The sequence below is a fragment of the Streptomyces sp. NPDC015171 genome (assembly GCF_043079545.1).
Classification (GTDB): Bacteria; Actinomycetota; Actinomycetes; order Streptomycetales; family Streptomycetaceae; genus Streptomyces.
The window spans coordinates 776864-797395 of sequence record NZ_JBIBUO010000003.1 but is presented as its reverse complement, the minus strand read 5'-3'; the positions used below and the strand labels follow the sequence as shown (position 1 = coordinate 797395).

At 72.2% G+C, this 20532-nt stretch carries 22 protein-coding genes; 11 read left to right on the top strand and 11 right to left on the bottom strand.

The window, feature by feature from the left end:
• Positions 1 to 80 precede the first annotated feature (80 nt).
• From ACF073_RS11725 to ACF073_RS11710, 4 genes are all read left to right on the top strand, one after another.
• Positions 81 to 773, top strand: a complete 693-nt coding sequence (locus tag ACF073_RS11725) for a hypothetical protein (protein WP_392068743.1) — start codon at positions 81 to 83, stop codon at positions 771 to 773.
• Between the two features lie 105 nt (positions 774 to 878).
• The gene (locus ACF073_RS11720; protein ID WP_392068741.1) at positions 879 to 1679 is read left to right on the top strand and encodes a DUF427 domain-containing protein; all 801 of its coding nucleotides are present in this window, start codon (positions 879 to 881) and stop codon (positions 1677 to 1679) included.
• A gap of 192 nt (positions 1680 to 1871) precedes the next feature.
• Positions 1872 to 2828: a hypothetical protein gene (locus tag ACF073_RS11715; RefSeq protein ID WP_392068740.1), complete on the top strand. Its 957-nt coding sequence runs from the start codon at positions 1872 to 1874 to the stop codon at positions 2826 to 2828.
• A gap of 155 nt (positions 2829 to 2983) precedes the next feature.
• Positions 2984 to 4414 carry a hypothetical protein gene (locus ACF073_RS11710; protein ID WP_392068738.1) on the top strand — a complete coding sequence of 477 codons (1431 nt, stop codon included), beginning with the start codon at positions 2984 to 2986 and terminating at the stop codon, positions 4412 to 4414.
• 131 nt (positions 4415 to 4545) lie between these two features.
• Here the strand turns inward: ACF073_RS11710 and ACF073_RS11705 are convergent, their stop codons facing one another.
• From ACF073_RS11705 to ACF073_RS11685, 5 genes are all read right to left on the bottom strand, one after another.
• Complete coding sequence (locus ACF073_RS11705; protein ID WP_392068737.1) at positions 4546 to 5772, bottom strand: MFS transporter; 1227 nt, start codon at positions 5770 to 5772, stop codon at positions 4546 to 4548.
• A gap of 131 nt (positions 5773 to 5903) precedes the next feature.
• Entirely contained in the window at positions 5904 to 7082 is a 1179-nt protein-coding gene (locus ACF073_RS11700; RefSeq protein ID WP_392068735.1) for a hypothetical protein, read from the bottom strand.
• 265 nt (positions 7083 to 7347) lie between these two features.
• Complete coding sequence (locus tag ACF073_RS11695; RefSeq protein ID WP_392068733.1) at positions 7348 to 7938, bottom strand: isochorismatase family protein; 591 nt, start codon at positions 7936 to 7938, stop codon at positions 7348 to 7350.
• 185 nt (positions 7939 to 8123) lie between these two features.
• Positions 8124 to 8642, bottom strand: coding sequence for an NUDIX hydrolase (locus ACF073_RS11690; protein WP_392068732.1), 519 nt, complete (start codon positions 8640 to 8642; stop codon positions 8124 to 8126).
• On the bottom strand, positions 8639 to 10546 hold the full coding sequence (locus ACF073_RS11685) for an ABC transporter ATP-binding protein (RefSeq protein WP_392068730.1): 1908 nt from the start codon (positions 10544 to 10546) through the stop codon (positions 8639 to 8641). Before ACF073_RS11685 ends, ACF073_RS11690 begins: the two co-directional genes overlap by 4 nt.
• A 391-nt stretch (positions 10547 to 10937) precedes the next feature.
• On the opposite strand from ACF073_RS11685, the gene ACF073_RS11680 reads away from it, so the two are divergent.
• Positions 10938 to 11402, top strand: coding sequence for a hypothetical protein (locus ACF073_RS11680; RefSeq protein ID WP_392068728.1), 465 nt, complete (start codon positions 10938 to 10940; stop codon positions 11400 to 11402).
• 66 nt (positions 11403 to 11468) lie between these two features.
• On the opposite strand, the gene ACF073_RS11675 is transcribed toward ACF073_RS11680, so the two are convergent.
• Entirely contained in the window at positions 11469 to 12701 is a 1233-nt protein-coding gene (locus tag ACF073_RS11675) for a GNAT family N-acetyltransferase (RefSeq protein WP_392068726.1), read from the bottom strand.
• Between the two features lie 294 nt (positions 12702 to 12995).
• On the opposite strand from ACF073_RS11675, the gene ACF073_RS11670 reads away from it, so the two are divergent.
• Positions 12996 to 13520: a peptidylprolyl isomerase gene (locus tag ACF073_RS11670; RefSeq protein ID WP_392068724.1), complete on the top strand. Its 525-nt coding sequence runs from the start codon at positions 12996 to 12998 to the stop codon at positions 13518 to 13520.
• 91 nt (positions 13521 to 13611) lie between these two features.
• Here ACF073_RS11670 and ACF073_RS11665 read toward each other — a convergent pair whose 3' ends face one another.
• The 3 genes from ACF073_RS11665 to ACF073_RS11655 all read right to left on the bottom strand — a co-directional run bounded on the left by ACF073_RS11665 (position 13612) and on the right by ACF073_RS11655 (position 16023).
• The gene (locus ACF073_RS11665; RefSeq protein WP_392068723.1) at positions 13612 to 13812 is read right to left on the bottom strand and encodes a hypothetical protein; all 201 of its coding nucleotides are present in this window, start codon (positions 13810 to 13812) and stop codon (positions 13612 to 13614) included.
• A 248-nt stretch (positions 13813 to 14060) separates the two neighbouring features.
• Complete coding sequence (locus ACF073_RS11660) at positions 14061 to 14687, bottom strand: phosphatase PAP2 family protein (RefSeq protein WP_392068720.1); 627 nt, start codon at positions 14685 to 14687, stop codon at positions 14061 to 14063.
• Complete coding sequence (locus ACF073_RS11655) at positions 14680 to 16023, bottom strand: diacylglycerol/lipid kinase family protein (RefSeq protein WP_392068718.1); 1344 nt, start codon at positions 16021 to 16023, stop codon at positions 14680 to 14682. The genes ACF073_RS11660 and ACF073_RS11655 overlap by 8 nt, the downstream gene beginning before the upstream one ends.
• A 360-nt stretch (positions 16024 to 16383) precedes the next feature.
• Between ACF073_RS11655 and ACF073_RS11650 the strand changes: the two genes are divergently transcribed.
• Together ACF073_RS11650 and ACF073_RS11645 are read left to right on the top strand one after the other, a co-directional pair.
• The gene (locus tag ACF073_RS11650) at positions 16384 to 17169 is read left to right on the top strand and encodes a hypothetical protein (RefSeq protein WP_392068717.1); all 786 of its coding nucleotides are present in this window, start codon (positions 16384 to 16386) and stop codon (positions 17167 to 17169) included.
• 119 nt (positions 17170 to 17288) lie between these two features.
• Positions 17289 to 17654, top strand: a complete 366-nt coding sequence (locus ACF073_RS11645) for a hypothetical protein (protein ID WP_392068715.1) — start codon at positions 17289 to 17291, stop codon at positions 17652 to 17654.
• A gap of 10 nt (positions 17655 to 17664) precedes the next feature.
• Here the strand turns inward: ACF073_RS11645 and ACF073_RS11640 are convergent, their stop codons facing one another.
• Together ACF073_RS11640 and ACF073_RS11635 are read right to left on the bottom strand one after the other, a co-directional pair.
• Complete coding sequence (locus tag ACF073_RS11640) at positions 17665 to 18105, bottom strand: SRPBCC family protein (protein WP_392068713.1); 441 nt, start codon at positions 18103 to 18105, stop codon at positions 17665 to 17667.
• The gene (locus ACF073_RS11635; protein ID WP_392068711.1) at positions 18102 to 18569 is read right to left on the bottom strand and encodes a MarR family winged helix-turn-helix transcriptional regulator; all 468 of its coding nucleotides are present in this window, start codon (positions 18567 to 18569) and stop codon (positions 18102 to 18104) included. The genes ACF073_RS11640 and ACF073_RS11635 overlap by 4 nt, the downstream gene beginning before the upstream one ends.
• Before the next feature lie 126 nt (positions 18570 to 18695).
• Here ACF073_RS11635 and ACF073_RS11630 point away from each other — a divergent pair, with 126 nt between their 5' ends.
• From ACF073_RS11630 to ACF073_RS11620, 3 genes are all read left to right on the top strand, one after another.
• Positions 18696 to 18896, top strand: a complete 201-nt coding sequence (locus tag ACF073_RS11630; protein ID WP_392068710.1) for a hypothetical protein — start codon at positions 18696 to 18698, stop codon at positions 18894 to 18896.
• A gap of 292 nt (positions 18897 to 19188) precedes the next feature.
• A complete protein-coding gene (locus ACF073_RS11625) occupies positions 19189 to 19857 on the top strand; it encodes a hypothetical protein (protein ID WP_392068709.1) in 669 nt (222 codons plus the stop codon).
• Between the two features lie 2 nt (positions 19858 to 19859).
• Positions 19860 to 20513, top strand: a complete 654-nt coding sequence (locus ACF073_RS11620) for an RES family NAD+ phosphorylase (protein WP_392068707.1) — start codon at positions 19860 to 19862, stop codon at positions 20511 to 20513.
• Positions 20514 to 20532 lie beyond the last annotated feature (19 nt).

Below are 20532 nucleotides of genomic sequence, written 5' to 3'. Positions count from 1 at the left end.
GCGTGGCGCGGGACCGGCGGGACCGGGGTGCCGGAAGGCGCGTCGCCGGTGCCGCGGAGGCCCGGCCTAGGATCCTCGGCATGGCGAAACGCGCGGTACATCGGCGGGCCCGGACGATCCTCGGTGAAGAGCCCCTGGCACTGGTCTGGTGCGAAGTCCACAAGCCCATACCCACGCCGCCCAAGGACGTGCACCGCGCGGCGGGCAAGGGGCGGCTGAAACCGGGGCACCACTGGCTGCTGTACGTCGGTGCCGTGCTCTTCTTCTTCGTCGTGGTCCCGATGATGCTGATCGACAGACTGGGCGACCGGATCCAGCGGCCGTCCCGGCCGCGACGGACCGACGGACCGCGGGCAGGACAGCCTCGGACGCCACCCGAGGCCCGGCGTTCCGCTGCCGACCCCGGCCAGACCCGCGACCGCGGCCCGCGCCCGGCCGACGGCGTCTTCGACGGGGACTGGGCCAAGACCGCGGGTCAGCTCCTGCTGCGCTGGTACGGGCACTCCCCCAACCCCAAGCGTCTCGTCGTGCTGGGCCGCGACCGCGTCTGCGTCGCCACCTCCCCGCGCCGCCGGCTGTCGCCGACCAGGGCCGACGACTTCCGGACCTTCGCGGAGTTCTCCCTCGATCAGGTACGCGTCGAGGGAGAGGCGGGCCAGCCGCGCGGATTCGCCACGTTCCGGCTCCGCTTCACCGACGGCTCCTGGCTGGAGGTGGGCCGGCTGGCCGAACCCGAGGACGCCGACCACTTCCTGCGCACCGTCAGCGCCTGATCGCCCGCGGCGCCCCGCGCCGGCCCGCGGCAGGCCGCAGACTGGGGTGAGGAATGCCCGTACGTCACCGAAGCCGCCTCATGACCGAGACGAGGAGATCCCGTCATGACCGCGCTCACCACCGCCCGTTCCTTGCGCACCACTCCTGACGGCCTCCTGTGGGAGCCCAGCGAACGCTGGGTCCGCGGCCGCAAGGGCGATGTCACCGTCGTCGACAGCCGCCACCCCGTGCTCGTGTGGGAGCCCGACGCGCCCGTGCCGTTGTACGCGTTCCCGCGCGGCGAGGTCCGGGAGGACCTGCTGCGGCCGGCGAAGAACCCGCCGACCGGTACGCACGCCGGCTCGCGGACCTTCTACGACCTGGACCTGGACGGCGAGCCGCTGGAGAACGCCGCCTGGGTCTACCCCGGTGACGACCTGGCCGGCCACATCGCCTTCGAGTGGTTCCAGCGCACCGGGAGGGGGCTCGACCACTGGTACGAGGAAGAGGAGGAGATCTTCGTCCACCCGCGCGACCCGCACAAGCGCGTCGACGCCCTCCCCAGCAGCCGGCACGTGCAGGTCGAGATCGGCGGCACGATCGTCGCGGACACCCGCCGCCCGGTGCTCCTTTTCGAGACCGGGCTGCCCACCCGCTACTACATCCCCCGCGAGGACGTCCGTCTCGACCTCTTCACCCGCACCGAGCAGCACACCGGCTGCCCCTACAAGGGAACCGCCGAGTACTGGTCCTGGCACGGCGAGGGCGACGTTCCGCCCGACATCGTGTGGAGCTACCCGGACCCGCTCCCCGCCGTCACCGCCGTCAAGGGGCTGCTCGCCTTCTACAACGAGGCGGTCGACATCACCGTGGACGGCGAACGCCTCCGCCGCGCCGTCACCCACCTCATCGAACCCCGGCCGTGACGCCTCACTCGCCGACGGCCGACGGCCGCGCGCGGCGCTGAGGACGCGGACGTACCGAGGGGCCGGGCCGTCGCCCGGCCCCTCAGCCGCGCCTAACCGTGTACAGCGCACCTAACTCCGGGTAATAGGTCCAAACCATAACGATCTTTGTGTACACCTTGCATAACATGTGATCGCTTCTAGCCTCCCGGCATGGCATTTCTTTCAAGTCGGCGCAATAAGACACGTCTTGCCCCGGAACTCGACGACCAGGAACTGGGCAGGCTGCTCAAGTCCCTGGTGGCGACGACGCGGACGGGAACGATCGCGACGACGGACCTGTGCGTCGCGCAGATCTCCCGTCTCCTGGCGCAGGAGCCGGACGACTGGGACCGCAGGACGCACCGGCTCGGGGTGCTGGCGGACTTCCTGACCGAGTCCCATGTGCCGCAGTCCTGGGCCGCGCGCGAGCCCGGCAACGCGCACGCGCTCGTGCTGCGCGCCTGGACGCAGACGTCCCGGGCCCGTTCGCAGGAGCGGCCGCAGGACACGGGCGACGCGCTGGACTGCTGTCTGCGGGCCGCCGAACTCTCCCCGCAGGACCCCACTCCCTGGGTGGTCCTCCTGCGACTGGCCCGCCTCCAACGCTGGGAGCAGCCCCAGGTGTTCGGCGTATGGAACGAGGTGATCGCCCGCGACCGCTGGAACCGCGACGCCTATCTGAGCATGCTGGGCTACCTCACCCCGGAGGAAGCGGGCTCGCGCCTCCAGGTCCTCGAGTTCGTGGACGGCATGCGCGCGCGTATGCCCGCCAACGCGCCCTGCGCGGGGACCGAACTCACCGCCCAGGTCCTCCAGTACCAGTCCGTCCTCGAACGCGGCGGCTTCGAGGCACTGGTGGCCCGCAACCACTGGTCCCACGCGATGGCCGCCCAGGCCCTGGACCGCGTGGCCACGACCTGGGTGCAGCCGGGCTTCCTCCGCCACGCCAAGGCGCGCGCCGACCTCAACCTCCTCGCCTACGCGCTGATGGCCGCCGACCGGCGTCGCGAGGCCCGCCCGATCTTCGAGATGCTGGGCGGCACGGTGACCGCGTGGCCCTGGCAGGCCGGCGGCGACCCGCTGACCGAGTTCGACCAGGCTCAGCGAAGGGCGGCCCCGGGGTCGTGACCTCCGGGCGGAGTCCCGCCCGCCGTGTGCACAGTATGAACAGAACGACGTGATCCATGGCTCCGGGGCCCGTGCCTTCCTAGCATCACAGCGCTCGGCACGACGCCGTACCCGGGCAGACAGGAGAGAGCGCTGTGGCCAGATGGAGAAGGGCTGTGACACCACGTCAGGGTGGTGTGTCCCGCAGGTGGAGCGCGCTGGCCCTGTCGGGGCTCGCGGCGGGCGTCCTGACCGGCGTGCCGCCCGCGCAGGCCGCGGACAGCGGCCCGGTACCCGCGGCCTGCCCGGCCGGTCTGACGGCCCGGGCCGCCTGCTACACCGGGCAGGACGCCAACGGGGCCCCCTACGCGATCGCGCTCCCGGAGCGATGGAACGGCTCACTCGTCGTACACGCCCACGGCGGGCCCGACCTCGGCGACGCCTCGGACCCGGCACGCAGCACGGACGATCTGGCGCGGTGGTCGGTGATGGTCGAGGAGGGCTACGCCTGGGCGGGGTCGTCCTACCGCCGCGGCGGCTACGGAACGCGCATGGCCGCCGCCGACACCGAGAACGTCCGGCGGCTCTTCGTCTCGGCGTTCGGCCGTCCGAGGAAGACCTACGTGCACGGCCAGTCGTGGGGCGGCGACGTGGCCGCGAAGGTCGTGGAGACCTACGCCGCACCGCGCGGACCCTACGACGGGGCCCTGCTCACCAGCGGGGTACTGGCCGGCGGATCACGCGGCTACGACTACCGGGTGGACCTGCGCGTGGTCTACCAGTACTACTGCCGCAACCTCCCGCGCCCGACCGAACCGCAGTATCCGCTGTGGCAGGGACTGCGCCCCGGCTCCACGCTGACGACCGCGGGTCTGCGGGCCCGCTTGCAGGAGTGCACCGGTTACGCCTCCGCGCCGCGGGACCGGACCGCGCTGCAGCAGCGCAACCTCGACGACATCCTGGCCGTCACCGGGATCCCGGAACGCACCCTCGAATCGCACCTGCGCTTCTCGGTCTTCACGTTCCGCGACATCGTGCACGAGCGCCTCGGGGACCGCAACCCGTTCTCCGACGAAGGCGTGCGGTACACCGGATCGCACGACGACACGGCACTCAACACGGGCGTCGAACGCTTCTCGGCGGACCCCACCGCCCGGCGCGACCTGTCCTACGACAGCGATCTCACGGGCAGGGTGTCGATCCCCGTGCTCACGCTCCACGCCATCGGCGACCCGACGGCGTTCGTCGAGCACGAGGCCGCCTACCGGGCCGCCCTGCGCGGCTTCCATCGGGACAAGTACCTGGTGCAGACGTTCACCTCGGAGACCGAGCACAGCGAACTGAGCGACGCCGAGTACGCCGGCTCCCTCGCCGCGCTGGACGCATGGGTCCGCACCGGCAGGAAGCCGACGGCACGCTCGATCGCCGGCTCCTGCGCCTCGTTCGACCGCACCTACGGCACGGGCTGCTTCTACCGGCCCGGCTTCCGGCCGTCCTCGTACGCGTCGCGGGTCCAGGCGCGGCCGGGCGGCCTGCGCTGGCCCGCCATGACCGCACGGCAGGAGCGGGCGTGGAGCCGGATCGAAGGGGTCGGGATCGCTCCATGACCCGGCGCGCGCACCCGGACTGCCCGCCCGCGTGCGGCCCCGGCACCGCGGCGCCCCGGCCGGTGGGGCCGGGGCGCCGTCTTCGTGTACCGCTCGTCCCGCGGCAGTTCGGCGGGTGCGGGCGGCCGGGGTCAGCGGGCGCCGACGAACCCGGGTCGCGCGGCCACGAGCCCGACCGCGAGTTCGGGGACGGTGAGCGTGATCAGGAGCAGCAGGGGGGTGTGCCAGCTGCCCGTGAAGGTGTGGAGGATGCCGATGGCCGCGGGACCGCATCCGGCGAGGAGGTAGCCGCCGGTCTGTGCCATGGCGGACAGGCGCGCGGCCGTGGCGGGGTCCGGTGAGCGCAGGCTGAGGAGGGTCATGGCGAGGGGGAAGGCCGCGCCGATGGCGATGCCGAGTACGCCCGTCCATACCCATGCGTGCTGGGGGGCGAGGAGAATCCCGGAAAGCCCCGCGGCCTTGAGGGCGATCACGGCGGCGACGAGCGGGCGCTGGTCGGTGACGCGGGTGGCGGCGACGGGGACGGCCAGGCCGAGGGGGATGCCGACGGTGAGCATGAGGGAGGTCATCGCGCCGGCTTCGGCTGCCGGGTATCCCTGGTCCCGCATGATGTCGGGTGTCCACGCCACCAGGACGTAGAAGCAGAGGCTGACGATGCCGAGTAAGGCGGCGACGGCCCAAGCCAGCGGGGATCGCAGTACGGACGGCCGCGCCGTCGCCGTGCCGGCCGTCCCGGTCGTCTCGGGGCGCTGCCGGGTCCGGCGGGTGGCGAGCAGGGTCCAGACCGCGCCGGCGGCCGTGGCGGGCACGGCCCACAGGGTGAGGGCTTCGCGCCACCCGGCGTACGTGGTGAGGGGGACGGCGAGGCCGGCGGCGAGGGCGCCGGTGGCGGCCATGAGGGTCATCGTGAGGCCGGTCATGGTGCCGACGCGGTCGGGGAAGTGGCGTTTGACGACCGCGGGCATCAGGACGTTGCCGAGGGCGATTCCGGCGCCGGCGAGCAGGGTGCCGGTGAACAGGGCCGCGGGGGTGGGGAAGGTGCGGGTGAGGATGCCCGCGAGGGTGAGGGTGCAGGCGGCGGCGAGGACGGTTTCGGTGCTGGTGCGGCGGGCGAGGGCCGGGGCGGCGGGGGCGAAGGCGCCGAGGCAGAGCACGGGGAGCGTGGTGAGGACGCTGACCTGGGTGCCGGTGAGGTGGAAGGCCGTCTGGAGGGTGTCGAGGACGGGCGGGACGCCGGTGATGGCCGCGCGGAGGTTCGCGGCGAGGAGGAGCAGGGCGGCGAGCGTGAGGGCCCGGTGTGTGCGGCGGGCGGCGGGTGGCGGGGTGGTGCGGGTGTGTCTGGTCCTGGTGGACGGCACGGATGGTTCCCTGGGTGTTCGGTGCTGCTCTGATCGGTCGGGGCACAGGGAACGGCTCCCTCCGGGGGCCGGTGCGGGTGTTCCCGCGTCGGTGTTCCGGAGGGAGCCGTTCAGAGGGTGGCGCTGTCGGGTCAGATGCCGGCGGCGGCCTTCTGGGCCTGGTGCCAGGGGCAGGCGTCCTTGCCGGCCGCGAGGGCGGCGCTCGCGGCGGCCGTGGCGGCCGAGCCCTTGTAGGCGGCGGGGTCGGCGGTGCCGCCCGTGCCGAGCTGGTTGAGGATCTCTTCGGAGAGGAGGTCCTGACGGCCCTTGAGGGCGGTGGCGATCTCAGCGTCAGCGGCGAAGACCATCTCGGCGGCGATGTTGTCCTGCACGATGCGTGCGAGGTTGTCGCGGGCGACGGCGATGGGGTTGCTGAGGGTCTCGGCGGTGGGGACGTCGATCAGGTGCGCGTCGGCCTTGGACTGGTCCATGCACCGCTTGATGATGATGGACGCCTGGTTCAGCACGGACGTGGTCCATATGGAGAAGACGACGACGTACAGCTCGGACCAGGCGGTTTCACCGAGCTTGGTGCGCCACTTCTTCATCTGGCCCTCGATGCCGTCGATCTGCGCCTTGGCGGAGAAGACCATGTTGGTGCGGATCTTCGGGTAGACCTTGTTCGAGAAGACGTCGTAGCCCGGGATGTCGAAGACCTGGTCGTGCAGGACGCCGTCGATGTAGTGGATCGCCTCGTCCAGGATGAACTTGCAGCTGTCGTGCAGGTCCTTGGGGAGGTTCGCGGCGGTCAGCTTGTCGCGGGCCGTGGTCAGCGTGGTCCTGAAGCCGGTGAGCGGGGTGACCCAGCCGTGGTCGCCCTGGCCCTTGGCGGCGACCATGTCCAGGTCGTGGGCGTCGATGCGGTCCCGGTTGGGGACGTTGGGGACCTGGTCGCTCAGGTACTGGGCGAGGACGGAGTAGATGCCCAGCGGGACGTGCGCGATGGACTTGGCCAGTTCGAAGTACTCGGGGACCGGCTGGACCGTCTCGGTCGTGCCGTTGTGGAGCAGGGTGAACTGACCGCCCGTCGCGGTGTTCGTCACCACGATCATCGGGGACAGGCGCTGGGAGAGGTCCGCCTTGAGTGCGGCGTAGTTGCCGCGCATGTCGGCGTTGACCTGGCGGATCGCGTCGCGGGCGTCCTTCTGGGCCGCGGTGGACGTCGTCGGAGTGCCGGTGCCGCCGTCGGCCGAGGCCGGGGCGGCCGTGCCGAGGAGGGTGGCCGCGCTGACAGCGGTGGCGCCGGCGAGGACGGTTCTTCGCGTAGTCACGTGAGGTGTGTTCCTTCTGTTCGAAGGGGGCGCCGACCAGTCGGCGCCCGCCACCAAGTGACCGTATTTGTGGGGGTGTTGCGAGGACCATTAGCGGATCACACGCTGTTTTCAGCCATGGACTGTACGATCATGTGACATTGACCACGAAACGGAGCTTCCGGTTTCGTTTCGGGCAAACAGAACATTGCGCACAGATGACCGAAGCGGGCCAGACGCGCCGGGGAACGGACCGCGTCTGACCCGCAACGGAGTCGGGGAACTGCTAGCCGAGCTGTGCCGCCGACGGGACGACCACGCCGTACAGGTCACCGATGGTCGCGAGCGCGCCGTGGTGCAGGGACTCGGCGGAGACCTCCGCGACCTGGGTCCGCAGCGGACGGGTCGCGGAGGCGTCGGCCACCACGGTGGGCCGGTTCCCGCGCAGGAACGCGCCCTGGGCGGTGAAGGCGACGCACATGTGGGTCATGAACCCGGCGATGACGACGTCGTTCTTCCCGGCGGCGTCGACCAGGTCCCCGAGGTCGGTGTCGAGGAACGCGTTCGGCTTGGTCTTCACCACGGTCACTTCACCGTCGACCGGGGCGACCGCGGGGTGGATGCGGCCGATCTCGGCGCGGATGTCGTACGGGGTTCCCTCGCCGCCGTCGTTGACGACATGGATGACCGTCGCCCCGGCCTCGCGGGCCTTGGCCAGCAGGGTGGCGCCGGCGGCGAGGGCGTCCTTCCAGCCGTCCAGCTCCATGACGCCCTGGGTGTAGGTGTTCTGGTAGTCGATCAGGATGACCGTCGAGTCGGCGAGGACGGCCGGGCTGTCGTCGAACGCGTTCAGCTCACGCAGAGTGGTCGTGGGCATGCCTGTAACCCCCAAGAAGATGCATCGGTAAAGGTCCGGGTCATCACGTGGTGACCCGATGTGAACGCTACGTGGGCTGCTGACGCGTCAGCAATGGCGTCCTGCTTGCAGATCCGGACATCGGTTGTTCGGCGCGGCCCTCCCGTCACTCGGGGCGGGTGCGCGTGCCGGGGCGGCGGGACGGTTCACAGGGGCAGCCCGTCGCGGAGGTAGACCGCGGTACCGGACATCAGCGCACGGCGCAGGGCGATCAGCGTCTGTGCGCGGGCCGCGAGAGGGAAGCCGTCCAGTTCCGTCGGGTGCACGAAGGCGTGCCGGTCGTGCTCGGGGCTGAGCTCGACGGGCCGGTCCCGGGCGAGGGTGCCGCCGCCGAAGAAGTAGTCGATCACGGGGCCGGTGCCTTCGACGTCGTTGCGGTAGTCGACTCCGATGAGCGGGAGCGCGCCCGCCAGGCCGATGCCGATCTCTTCGCGCAGCTCCCGGCTGCCCGCCTCCATGGGGTGTTCGTCGTGGTCGAGCATGCCGCCGGGCAGCCACCAGACTCCGCCGCCGGGCCGTCCGGGGCCGTAGCGCAGCAGTAGGATCCGGCCGTCGGGGTCGAGGGCCGTCACGCACGCGGCCACGACCACCTGAGGGAGCGTGCGGATCCATTCTTCCCGGGGGATCCAGTCAGCCACCGGCCCGGCCCCCTTCCGGCCGGTCATGCGGTCTGCTCCTTCGGTGTTCCGGGGCGCGGGGAGGGGACGGTGCGGTCGTTCTGGAGGAGCCACAGCTCGCGGAAGAGGCCCGGCACGGCGGTGAGTTCTTCGAAGGTGCCGGTCTGGATGACGCGGCCGTGGTCGAGGACCACGATGCGGTCGGCGACGGCGACGTTGGCGAGCCGGTGGGTCACGAGGACGACGGCGCGGTCCTCGGCGACTTCGCGCAGGCCCGTGAAGATGCGGTGCTCGGCGCGGGCGTCCAGGGCCGACGTGGGTTCGTCCATGACGAGGAGACCGGCGGGGCGGTGGAAGGCGCGGGCGATGGCGATGCGCTGCCACTGGCCGCCGGACAGCTCGACGCCGCCGAACCATTCACGCGCCAGGAGGGTGTCGAGGCCGCTGCGCAGTCCGTCGACCACTTCGTGGGCGCCGGAGCGTTCGGCGGCCAGGCGGACGACGTCGTCACCGCCGTGGGGCTGGCCGAGGGTGATGTTCTCCCGGGCCGAGAGGGGCCAGTGGGCGAAGTCCTGGGGGACGACGGCTGTCTGCGCCCACAGAGCGTCGGGGTCGAAGCTGCCGATGTCCTGTCCGTCCCAGGTGACGCGGCCGTGGGTGGGGAGGTACAGGCCCGACAGGAGCTTGGACAGGGTGGTCTTGCCCGACCCGTTCTCGCCGACCAGGGCGAGGACTTCGCCACGGCGTACTTCGAGGGTCACGCCGTCCAGCGCGGGCCGGTCGGCGCCGGGGTAGGTGTAGGTGAGGTTCTCCGCTCGCACGGCCTCGGGCGGCGGGGCGACGGCGGTGCCGCGCCGCATACGGTGCCCGCCGGCTTCTCCGATGAAGTCGACCCAGTCATCGAAGTACAGGCCGGTGCGGAAGAGCTGGGCTCCGTAGCCGACCAGGCCGCGCAGCGACGAACCGACGGTGCGCAGCGCGAACACCGCGGTGCCGGCGGAGGCGACGGACATGTGCCCGGTCGCGAGCAGCAGCCCGAGCGCGGCCCAGACGACGACGGCTCCGACGCCTCCGGCGAGGGCCCCGATCAGCGCGTACCGGCCGCCCCGGTTGACGGCTCGGTCGGTTGCGGCGTCCACGCGGGCACCGATCTTCCGGTACAGGCCGAGGAGGAAGCCGGCCATGGTGCCGGAGCGGACCTGGTCGGCGGTTGCCTTGTCCACGATGTACCAGCGCAGCAGCGCGAGGATGCGGCGCTCGGAGGCCATGGCCCGGCTTGCCTCGTAGGTGACCTGGGCGCTCTTCATGCTGGCGAGTCCCTGCGGGAGGACCGCGAGCAGGAGGAGCGGGAGGAGCACGGGGTGCAGGGCGGTGAGGACACCGGCGGCGGCGATGATCGAGGCGAGGCAGGCCATCAGCTGCTGGGACTGGGTGATCAGATCCTGGGCGAGTTCCGCGCCCCGGTCGGCGTTGTCCCACATGTCGTTGAAGCCGGGCTGGTCGTAGGCGGTCAGCTCGGCCGCCACGGCGGCGTTCAGCATCTCCAGTTCGGCCTCACGGGAGATGCGCGGGGAGAGCCGGCTGGAGACGTTGACGATCGCGATGGCCAGGAGGGCGCGTGCGCCGGCGGCCGCGGCGAGGACGGACAGCGCGGGGACGGCGTCGGTGAGGCGGTCCTGGATGTGGCCGGAGGAGATCAGCGCGGTGATGGTGCTGGTGGTGGCGACCAGTCCGAAGGCCTCCAGCGCGGCGGAGAGGGCCTGGCAGGCGAGGAGGGAGACGACGGCGCGGCGGTCGATCTTCCAGGCGAGCGAGAGGGCGCGGCGTACGAGGTGGGGAAGGCGCCGGGCCATGGACCAGGTGGTGACGGGTCGGCGCTGGAGCACGGTCAGACGTGGCGACGTGAAGCGCAGTTCTTCGGAGGGTTTTCCGGGATCACTTCCTGTACTCAAGTCGGTCCTCTCGACGGTGAGTTGGGCATTCCGGCATGCCAGAGTGCGTCACTGCCGGGGCGCCGCAGGTGCCGTTTCGGCGAGGTCCACTCGAACTGGTGAACCGGTGGCGCGGGGGGGGCGGAGCGGGGAGGGGGCCTGTGCAGGCGCCGTTCTGCGGCCCGGACGCCGAGTGGTCCACACGGGGAACACCGGCCGCCCGCGCGCCCGGCGAACAGCGCGGACCCCGGACTGCGGCGCTCGAACTCGCGCGCACCCGGACCATGACCCCGCCGCGCTTCGCCCCCATCCCTCCGGGGGGTTTACCCGATGAGTCCGGCGGAGCGCGACACACCCCCTCCTAGTCTACCGGGGGTAGTCGCTCGACTACTTCAAGTGAAGGGAGATGGCAGTGCGCTCCACATCTGCGGTCCGATTCGCGGTTCTGGCCTCGACAGCCCTGTTGCTGGCCGGCGGGGTGAGCGCCGGAGCGGCCCAGGCTCAGGTGCCCGGCGGACCCATCACGTACTCGATCGACTTCTCCAACCCCCGCGAGAGCGACGACAACAACCTGCCCGAGCCCTACGGCGAAGTCGTCGTGAGGGCGCCGTGGGGCCAGCAGACCGCGCTGTGGGAACACCCGGACCGGGACATCAACACGCCCACGCAGCCCCGCTATCCGCTGTTCGGCGGTGCCGAGCACAGGTTCGTGCCGCACCCCGTCACCGAGGTGTGCGCCTTCGTGGGCGAGGACGACACCGGTATCAACGAGGACGACGTCCTCGCCGACGGCTGCGTGGCCTACACGGGCCCCGGCGCGTACACCATCAGCGCCGAAGGCGGATCGGTGACCGTCACCGTGTACAACTTCGGCTGACCTCCCCCGCGCACCGGGACCGAGCGGTCCCGGGAGGTCCGTCCTCCCGGGACCGTATCCGCGTGGTCAGAACCAGTGCAGGCAGTGCGGGGGACGCTCGGCGCGGAAGAGGGCGTCGGCGAGGGTGGCCGCGCCCGGATGGTGGGCCCTGATGTGTCCGGCGCGCACGAGCGTGCTCGGGGCGGTGCCGCCGAGGTAGACCGAGCCCAGGTCGCTCACGTCCAGGGACAGGTCGGGTTCCCGGTCCGTCGGGACGCAGTCGGCCTCGCCGTCCCGGACGGTCAGCAGGTAGCGGCCGTGTTCGCCGAGGAAGGGGTCGTCGACGTCGAGGACCAGTTCGCCGTCCGTGAACCAGCCGCGCGCGGTCAGCGCACGCGGGACGTCCAGCAGCCGTACCCAGAGCCAGTCGGTGTCGCCGCTCACCTCGCCGGCCCGGAAGTCGGCGAACTGCCAGCGCAGCGGGTGCGCGGGCGGGAAGTGCTTGAAGACGACCTGGGCGACCAGGTCGTGTCCGAGTACGAATCGAGCCAGGGCCGCGAAGACGGCGTCGTCGGCGGCGACGGTCTCGTCGACCGTCAAGGTGTTCGGTTCGGCGAGCGAATAGCTGGCGTACCCGTCAGGGACGCCCTCGGCGTCCCGGTGGACGGCCACATAGCGCGGCGCCGGGGAGATCGGGGGCTGCCCCGCGCCCCGTTCCCACCAGCGCGACGGGCGGGACAGCGCACCGGGCTGCGCGCGGCGGTACCGGTCGTAGACCTCTTCGAGGATCTCACCGCACTCGGCTCGTCGCAGCAACTCGACCGTGCCGGTGTCCGGGCCGGCCGCGGGGGTGCCGGCGGTTTTGCCCGCCCGCGGCAGAGCGAGGGCGCCCTGGTGGCGAGGCACCGTGAGCCGCTGTGTGTACGTCGCCGGTCCGTAGCCGAACCTGCGGTAGATCAGGGCCTCGGAGGCCAGCAGTACGGACAGGAACTCCCCGCGGGCCCGCAGCTCGGTGAGCTGATGCCGCATCATCGCGCTGAGCACGCCCCGGCGCCGGTGCGAGGGCAGCACGCCGACGGCGGTCACCCCGCTGGCCGGTACGAGGATCTCACCGGGCAGGGTCAGCTCGAAGGAGTACGCCCCGGCGGTGCCGACGGGCCGTCCTTCCGCCGTCGTGGCGAGCAGGTTGCGGTCCATTTCGAGCGCCGCCCACCAGACCCCGCCGCGCTCGGTCGGGGTTTCCGGGAAGCGTCCGAACGCGGCATGGAGTGTGTCGACGAAGACGTCGAGGTCCTGGTCGGTCGTGGGACGGATGTCCATTGCTCCGCTGCCTCCCTGGGGTACCGGCACCCCGGCTCATGGTGTCCGCCACAGTGCAGGCGTCGCCCCAGGGCGGGGTCAAGCGATTTACGGCCGGCCCCGGCCCGCGACCCACCCGGCACCAGCGCCCACCGGCCCCCGTCGGCTCCGTACACACGGCGTGTGATGAACTGTCGGCCCGGCCCGGCGTGATGCCGCCGCATGGTGTGTCCTGCGGGCGTCCCGGCGGCGTCGCTGGTTCGATGTGATGAAGAGAGAGCCCTGTTCAGGGCGCGAAGGACAGGACGGAAGCGCATGGCCGAAGAACTGATTGCAACGCTGAACACCACCCTCGGGAAGATCGTCGTGAGGCTGTTCCCCAACCACGCGCCCGTGACGGTCGCCAACTTCGTCGGCCTCGCGGACGGGAGCAAGCAGTGGGAGAACCCGGAGACCGGGGCGCCGGGCGAGGGGCCCCTCTACAACGGGACGGTCTTCCACCGGGTGATCGAAGGCTTCATGATCCAGGGCGGCGACCCGCTGGGCGACGGCACCGGAGGTCCGGGCTACGAGTTCCGGGACGAGTTCCACCCGGAGCTGAAGTTCAACCGGCCCTACCTGCTGGCCATGGCCAACGCCGGCCCGGGGACCAACGGTTCCCAGTTCTTCATCACGGTCGGGCCGACGCCCCACCTGAACAACCGGCACACCATCTTCGGTGAGGTGGTCCAGGGGCAGGAGGTCGTGGACGCCATCGCCAAGGCCCCGACGGGGCGCAATGACCGTCCCGTCTCGGACATCGCGATCGAGTCCGTGACCATCGAGAAGCGGCAGTCCTGACCTAAGCGTCACCGAGGGTCTCAGTCCGCCCGCGGGGGCGACTGAGACCCTCGGCCGGACGCGGAGGCGGCCGGGAGCCGGGACCGGCCGCCTACTGGTAGCAAGGATTTCCGCACAGCACGGTGACCGTGCCGCTCCCCCCGGCCTTCGCGGAGTCGGTGACGTGGGTGGTGGTCGTGGGCACCTCGCTGGTCTCCCAGGGCATCGGTGCGGCCACGGCCTGCGGTGCCGCAGTGGCGAAGGCGGCGGCGGCCACGAACACGGCGGCAACCGCGCGCTTGCTGAGACGCATCTGAACTCCTCGGTCGACGATCAACTGGCGGACACGGTCGTGGGAACGCCGTCCGGACAGCGGGCCGCCACCGGCCCCCGGTCCTCGCGCGTGCACGTCCTCCGGGCCAGGTTCTCCCGGCGAAGTGCGCCAGGACCAGTTCGCACGGCGAGGGTCCGGGACATCTCCATACGATCGCCTCGACCGGCGGCGCGGGTTCCGGGCAGCCCGGCGACCGCGGCCGTCTCGGCCGGCATCCCGTCCGCAGCTCATGGCGTGGAGCGGTACAGCGGGACGTGCGTGAGGGCCAAGGACGTCGCCGCGGCGGCGAAGCCGAGGACCGCGCCGGCCGCGACATCGCCGGGGTAGTGCACACCGGTGTGGACGCGGGAGTAGCCCACGGCGACCGCAAGCGCGCCGAGCGGCACGGCGGCCGGGGGCAGTACGACACCCACGGCGGTGGCGAAGGCGGTCGCCGAGGCCGTGTGGCCGGACGGGAAGGACGCCGACTCCGGCATGGGTACGTGCCGGTCCACCACCACGCGGGCCTCTTCCCGGTCGGGCCGGCGCCGGCGGACCATCCGCTTGCCGAACAGGTTCGCCGCCGCCGACGCCAACGCGACCGAGCAGACCCCGGCCAGGGCCGCACGGCGGGGGCGTCCCGGCACGAGAGCGAGGCCCGCGGCCACGCTCAGCGAGATCTTCGAGTGGTCGGCCGCGTGCGACAGCCGGCGCAGCGCGTGGTCCAGTGTGGGTGTGGGGGTGGCGGCCACGGCCGCGTACAGGGCGCCGTCGATGGCGTGGAGGTCGCGGAGCACGGAGGCCGCGGCGCTCCGGCCGGCGGCGGCGGTACGCCGGACCGACGCGGTGGGCCGGACGGTGTTCCGGTCAGACACGGGGCTCTCCTTCAGGTGTTCGCTCGGGGCGGCCGAACGCGAGGTCGAGGAGTTGCCGCCAGTTCACGGGCGGCGCGGGGACCACGTTGCCCGGACGGTCGCGCGGCACCAGGACCCGCAGGGCGCCGGGGCGCAGCGCGCACACGACCGGGACTGGCATCCGCAGGGCCTCGCCGTCCACCGCGACGGGAATCTCGTCCGCGTCGGAGGTCACCTCGACCCGCTGCGCGGTCAGGACGGTCAGCCCCGCGGACTGCGAGCCCCGTACCGCCAGGTCCGCGGCCTGTGCCGCGCTCTCCACCCGGATCCCGAGCACGCCCAGTTCGCCGCTGTCCAGCCGGGGCCGGCGGCCGCCGCCGCTGAACTCGTCCGGGGAGATGTAGGGGTTGTTGCTGACCAGCAGCGCCTGCTGGGCGGTGAGCGCGGTGCCGTCGACGCGGGCGTCCAGACCGCTGACGTCCTCGCCGAGCAGCAGGTCCGGCATGAGGCTGAGGGCGGTGCCCGCCTTGTCGTCGCGGTACTCGGGGTGCTGCACGACATCCGCGTACACCCCGAACGACACCGTGTTGACGAAGGCGCGGCCGGCGACGTCGCCGAGGTCGACCCTGAGCACCTCGCCGTTCGTGAGCGCGTCGAGGCAGCGGGCGGGGTCGGCGCGGTCGAGGCCGAGGTCCATGGCGAAGTGGTTGCGGGTACCGGCGGAGATCACGAGGAAGGGCAGGCCGTGCTCGGCGGCGACCGCGGCGACCAGCGCCTGGGTGCCGTCGCCGCCGGCCACGCCGAGCAGGTCCGCGCCCTCGGCCACGGCCTCGCGGGCCAGCGCCGCGACATCCGTCTCGACGTCGGGATCGAGCAGGATCACCCGCGCGCCGAGCCGCTCGGCCCGCTCGACGAGGCCGAAGCGGCCGACCTTCCCGCCGCCGGACTTCGGATTCATGATGAGCACCGGCCGTCGCGGCCGGGGCGCGGGGCTCGCCCGCATGACCCGCTGCGGACGCGACCGGCGCAGCGCCGACCGGGCGCAGACCAGCGTCGCGCCCCAGCACAGGCTGGAGAGCAGGGCCGTCTGCCACACGCCGCTCTGCGTGAAGACCACCAGGGCGCCGATGGGCGCGGCGAGCGCGATCAGCGCACCGAACAGCCGCACCACGCCGCGGTGCGCCAGGAACCACCAGACGCCGGCGGCGCAGACGATCAGCCCGAGGAGCCCGGCTCCGATGATCAGCAGTCCGCCTCGGTCCAGCGCCCGGATCAGCACGGCAGCGGCGCCGATCGCGGCCAGCACCGCGAAGCGCGCGAGCAGCCGCGCCTCCGTGTCGCCTCGGGATCGCCTCATCCACGTCCTCGCTATGTCGTCGTCTCCGCGCGCCCTGGCTATGTCGTCCTCCCCGCGTCGTGTTCATGATCCCGGCCCGGTCCGTTGTACCAGCCCGGGCTCCTCCGAAGCCGGGGGCCCCGCCGCTCGGGCGCGCGGGTCACCCTCGGGCCCGCCGGGTGCGGTCGTCGCCGCAGCGTCTTCGCAGGTCCCGCGCCTGATCGGTCCGACACGTGCTCTGTTATGGTCAAGCACGGACAAAGTCACCGGCGGTGGCGGCCGCCGGTCCCCGGCGAGACGCCGCTGCCCGAGGCAGGCAGGACGCGCAGGCGAGGCGGCCCGGAATGTGACAGCGCCTTTCCTGAGAGTGGAGAACCCGCCATGCGCCGCCCCGCCGTCGTGCTGACCGCTGCCCTCGCCGTGCTCTGCTCGGCGTGCGGCCGGACCGAGGCGTCCCGTGCCGCCGACTCCCCCGCACCCGCCGAGGCCGTACGCGCGGCCGTGGCCGCGACCAGGCACACCAGCGCCGGCGTCGGCACCACACTGGAACTCACCGCGGGCGCCGGCGAGACGTATCACATCCGGACGAAGGGCAGTGTCGACATGGCCGCCGACACGGGCAGCCTCGACGTGCGGCTCGTGGAGGGCAGCAGCCGCGCCGAGGAGCGGTTCCTCGGGGACGAGGTGTACGTACGCAACACCGGGCCGCAGGGCGTCGACCGGACGTGGGCGGTGGCCGCTCGCCGCACCGCCGAGGCGCACTACCTCTTCCGGGCCCCGTTCAACGACCCCGAACACACTCTTGCGCAGGTCGCGCGGATGCGGGACGTCCGTTCCCTGGGCGCCGAGACCGTGAAGGGCGTCAAGGCCACCCGCTACAGCGGCGTCCTCGACCACAGCACGCTCACGATGCGCATGGCCGCGCAGACGCGGAAGAAGATGGCCGACTTCCGCGCGGGGTACGGCGGTGATCTGCCGGCCACCGCCGAGGCGTGGGTGGACGGGCGCGGACGCCTCGTCCGGGCCCGCCTCGCGCTGAAGGACGCGTCGACGTCCCTGGCCACCCTCACGCTGGATCTCAGCCACCTCGGCAAGCCGGTCCGTGTGACCCGGCCGTCGGGCGCCCTGCCCCTGGACACCAGCAGCGGCACCCTCCTCAACGGCTGAACGGCAGGCCCCGCACGCCCCACCGGCGGCCTGGCCGGTATGCGCCTGGTCCGGGCCTCGCGGCACGGCGAGGCTGAGTGGTCGCAACGCACCACCCATCGACCTCTCGGAGAAATCCCATGAGACAGCTCCTCCGCCGGGGCGCGACGGCGGGCGCGGTCGCGGCGTTCGCGGGTGCCGTCGCCGTCTGCGCTCCGGCCCAGGCCGCGCACGCGTCGACCTCCGCTCACTGCCCGACGTCGACGTCCATCGCGCTTCTGCCCGCCGGCTCCGGATACCTCTTCCCGAACCTCTTCGCCTCGGCGTCGGCGTGCGGCTTCGCCGACGGAGGCACGCCCTACCACTTCACGGTCGGCACGGCGACGTCGAACGCCCAGACACCGACAGGTCCGCACACCTACGTCGTCAACAACCTGTCGGTGGTGTGCTCCACCGTGACGGTCAACGGCGACTCCCTGTTCGCGAGCGGGTGCCTGCCCGGCTAGCCGGCGCAGGTCAGCCCGTGCCCCCGTCTCGATCCGCCCGACCCGCCCTATCCGTCTCGAGGATCTTCTTGAGCGTGGCGAGTTCGATGTCGACCAAATCGGCCTGCTCTCTGAAGGCGGACTCGGTGAGCGACGGCGGCTGATGGAAGGTGATCATGAAATCGGCGCCGTCGCCGTTGGGCACCACCCGGGCCGGTACGCGCCATGAAGCGGTGTCGTCGACGTAGTCGTGGTCGAGGACGCCGGACTCGGCCCGGGCACGCAGACGCAGCTTGGCCGGACCCTGCGGCGTCGACATGCGCCACCAGTCGGGGTCGTCGGTCGGCTCGATGGACTGGATGTTGACCACGGCCCACCGGGGCCAGTTCGCAGGGTCGGCGAGGAAGGCGTGCACCTCCTCGTACGGGCGGTCGATCGCGACGGTCTTGGTGACGGAGATCCTGACGCTCATGGTGCGCTTCCTTCACTGGTTGTCGGGGGTGCGGCGGGATGGGCCTCGCCCACCAGCCGTCGGATCCATTCCTCCAGCCGGTGGCGTTGGCCCGGGTCGAGCGACCCGAAGTAGTGGGCGTCGTTGCGATCGGCCAGCTCGGCCAGCACCGGCACCAGGGCCTGCCCCCGCTCGGTCAGGACCAGCCGGACCGTGCGCCGGGAGGCGGGGTCGGGTTCGCGCCGGACGAGGCCCTTGGCCGTAAGACGGTCGACCAGGCGGGAGACGGCTCCCGGATCGATGTCCATGTGCGCGGCCACGGCCTTGGTGGTGTCGTGGCCGTGGAACACGCCGGCCATCACTCCCCACTGGGAGACCGTGACGTCGTACCGGCCGAGTTCGGCCTCGAACCGGCCGTGGACCTCGTCCGACAGGCGACGCAGCCAGTAGCCGAGGTGATCGTGGAGCCCACTTGTCCTCTTCACACGGCCAGTCTAGTTGTCGCGGCAACTCTTGTCTAGGCAATCGTGCCGCGCTCTCCCATACGGCTGGTCGGCTGGACTCCTGCTGCGCCCGCCGAACCAATCGCGCCGAGTGTCGTTGATCAAGCCATGCACAAGATGATCCCGACGGCGCTTGTCGCCGTCGCAGCCAGCATGTTGTTGTCCGCGTCCCCCGCCCAGGCGGAGGCGCCCATGAACGCCGTGGCGGCCAAGGGGTCGCGCGTCGAACCGAATCCGATCGGGGGCCTGCTCCAGATGGGTCCCCTCGGGCTTCCGGAGGGCCTCTTCCACCTCGTCCCGACCGAGTGACCACCCGGTGACCACCGAACGGCCCTAGCGGCCGTGCCGGCTTCCGTGTCCGTCGGCGACGACGGCGCGTGGTGCCGGATGCGTGACCGGTCTCGCCCGCCTCCCTCGTCGCCGCCCGACCGGCGCCCGGGGGGGGCGGGCAAGGCTCCGGGATACCCGTTCCGGACAACTCCCCTGTGTTCCGCCGGTGTTGGCCGCTGCACCGGCTGGGTCGGCGGTACGGTCGAGCCCGGTGTGCCGCACGCCCGTGAGCGCGCCCGTGGAGCCCGGGAAGCCGGGGAAGGGGGAGCCGGTGAATCCGTTGCAGGTGCTGGCCTCGGCGGCGGCCGACTGGGAGCGGCTGGAGCCGTATCTCACCGATCTTCCGGGAGAGGCCGGGCGGCGGCTGGCCTCGGCCCTCGAGGCGATGCGCGGACCGGACGGCGCGGCGGAGGATCCCGCCCACGCCGAGGCCGCCGCGCGGCTGGTTCTCGACTCCCTCCCGCCGCACGAGACCCGTCGGCTGATCGCCGGGGACGACGGCCGCTACAGCGACACCGAACGGAACATCACCGTCCAGGGCTTCCGCGCCGCCGATCTCGCCGTGCTCCTCATCGACCGCAGCCCGATGGTGGGTCCCGTCCTCGGCCCCGTCCGCAGGCGCCTTCTCGCGGAACCCGCGCTGGACGACACGTACGTCCGCGACCAGGGCGGCGATCCGCTGGACCCGGCCCTGATCCGGCTCCCCGGCCCCCAGGGGCGCACGCTGCTGCCGGACTTCCAGTTCAGCCGTGGCGCGCTGCCGTGGCGGGTGGTGCTGGAGGTGAACACGATCCTCGACGCGGACCGGGACCCCTGGGGGGTGGCCGACTGGTGGCTGTCGGACAACGCCTGGCTCGGCAGCGCGCCCGCGTCACTGCTGGGTGCGGCCCGGGACGAGGAGCTGGCCGGTGCGGCACGGTCACTGCTGGACGGGGAGTGACGGTGCCGAACGTACCTCCGCCGGCAGCACTGCCGGGCACTCCTACGAAGGTGACGCTCACCGAGGGCACCGCGCTGTTCCGGGTGCACGGCTCCTCGCTCGACGGGACCGCGTTCAACCCCGTCCCGGCCGACGGGCTCTACGGGGGCGGGCGCTTCGACGCGACGCGGAGCCGGGGCTACTCCTACCTGTACGCGGGGCTGGAGCCGGCGGCCGCGGTCTGCGAGACGCTGCTGCGCTCGGTGCCGTTCGCTCCGGACGGCGGCACCCGGCTGCTGCCGCGCGCGGGCGTGACCGGCAGACGCTTCACGTTCCTGCGCCTCGCGGCGGACGTCACGGTGGTGTCGCTGATGTCCGGTGCCGATCTCGCGGCGGTGGGGCAGGACACCTGGCTGGTGCAGGCCGAAGCCGCCGAGTATCCGTGGACCCGGAACTGGGGGCACTGGATACGCGACCGTACCGAGCCGTGGGCTCAGGGTTTCGTCTGGCCGTCCAAGCGGGAGCCCGCCGACCGGGCGGTGATCCTGTTCGGCGACCGGTGCGGGCGGGACGTGGTGGCCGAGTCCGAGGTGCCGGCCGTCGACTTCGGCACGCCGGAGGGCGAGGCATGGCTGAACTCCGTGCTCGCGCCGTACCACGCGCGTGTGGCGCCCTGAGCGGCGTACGGCGGCGGCC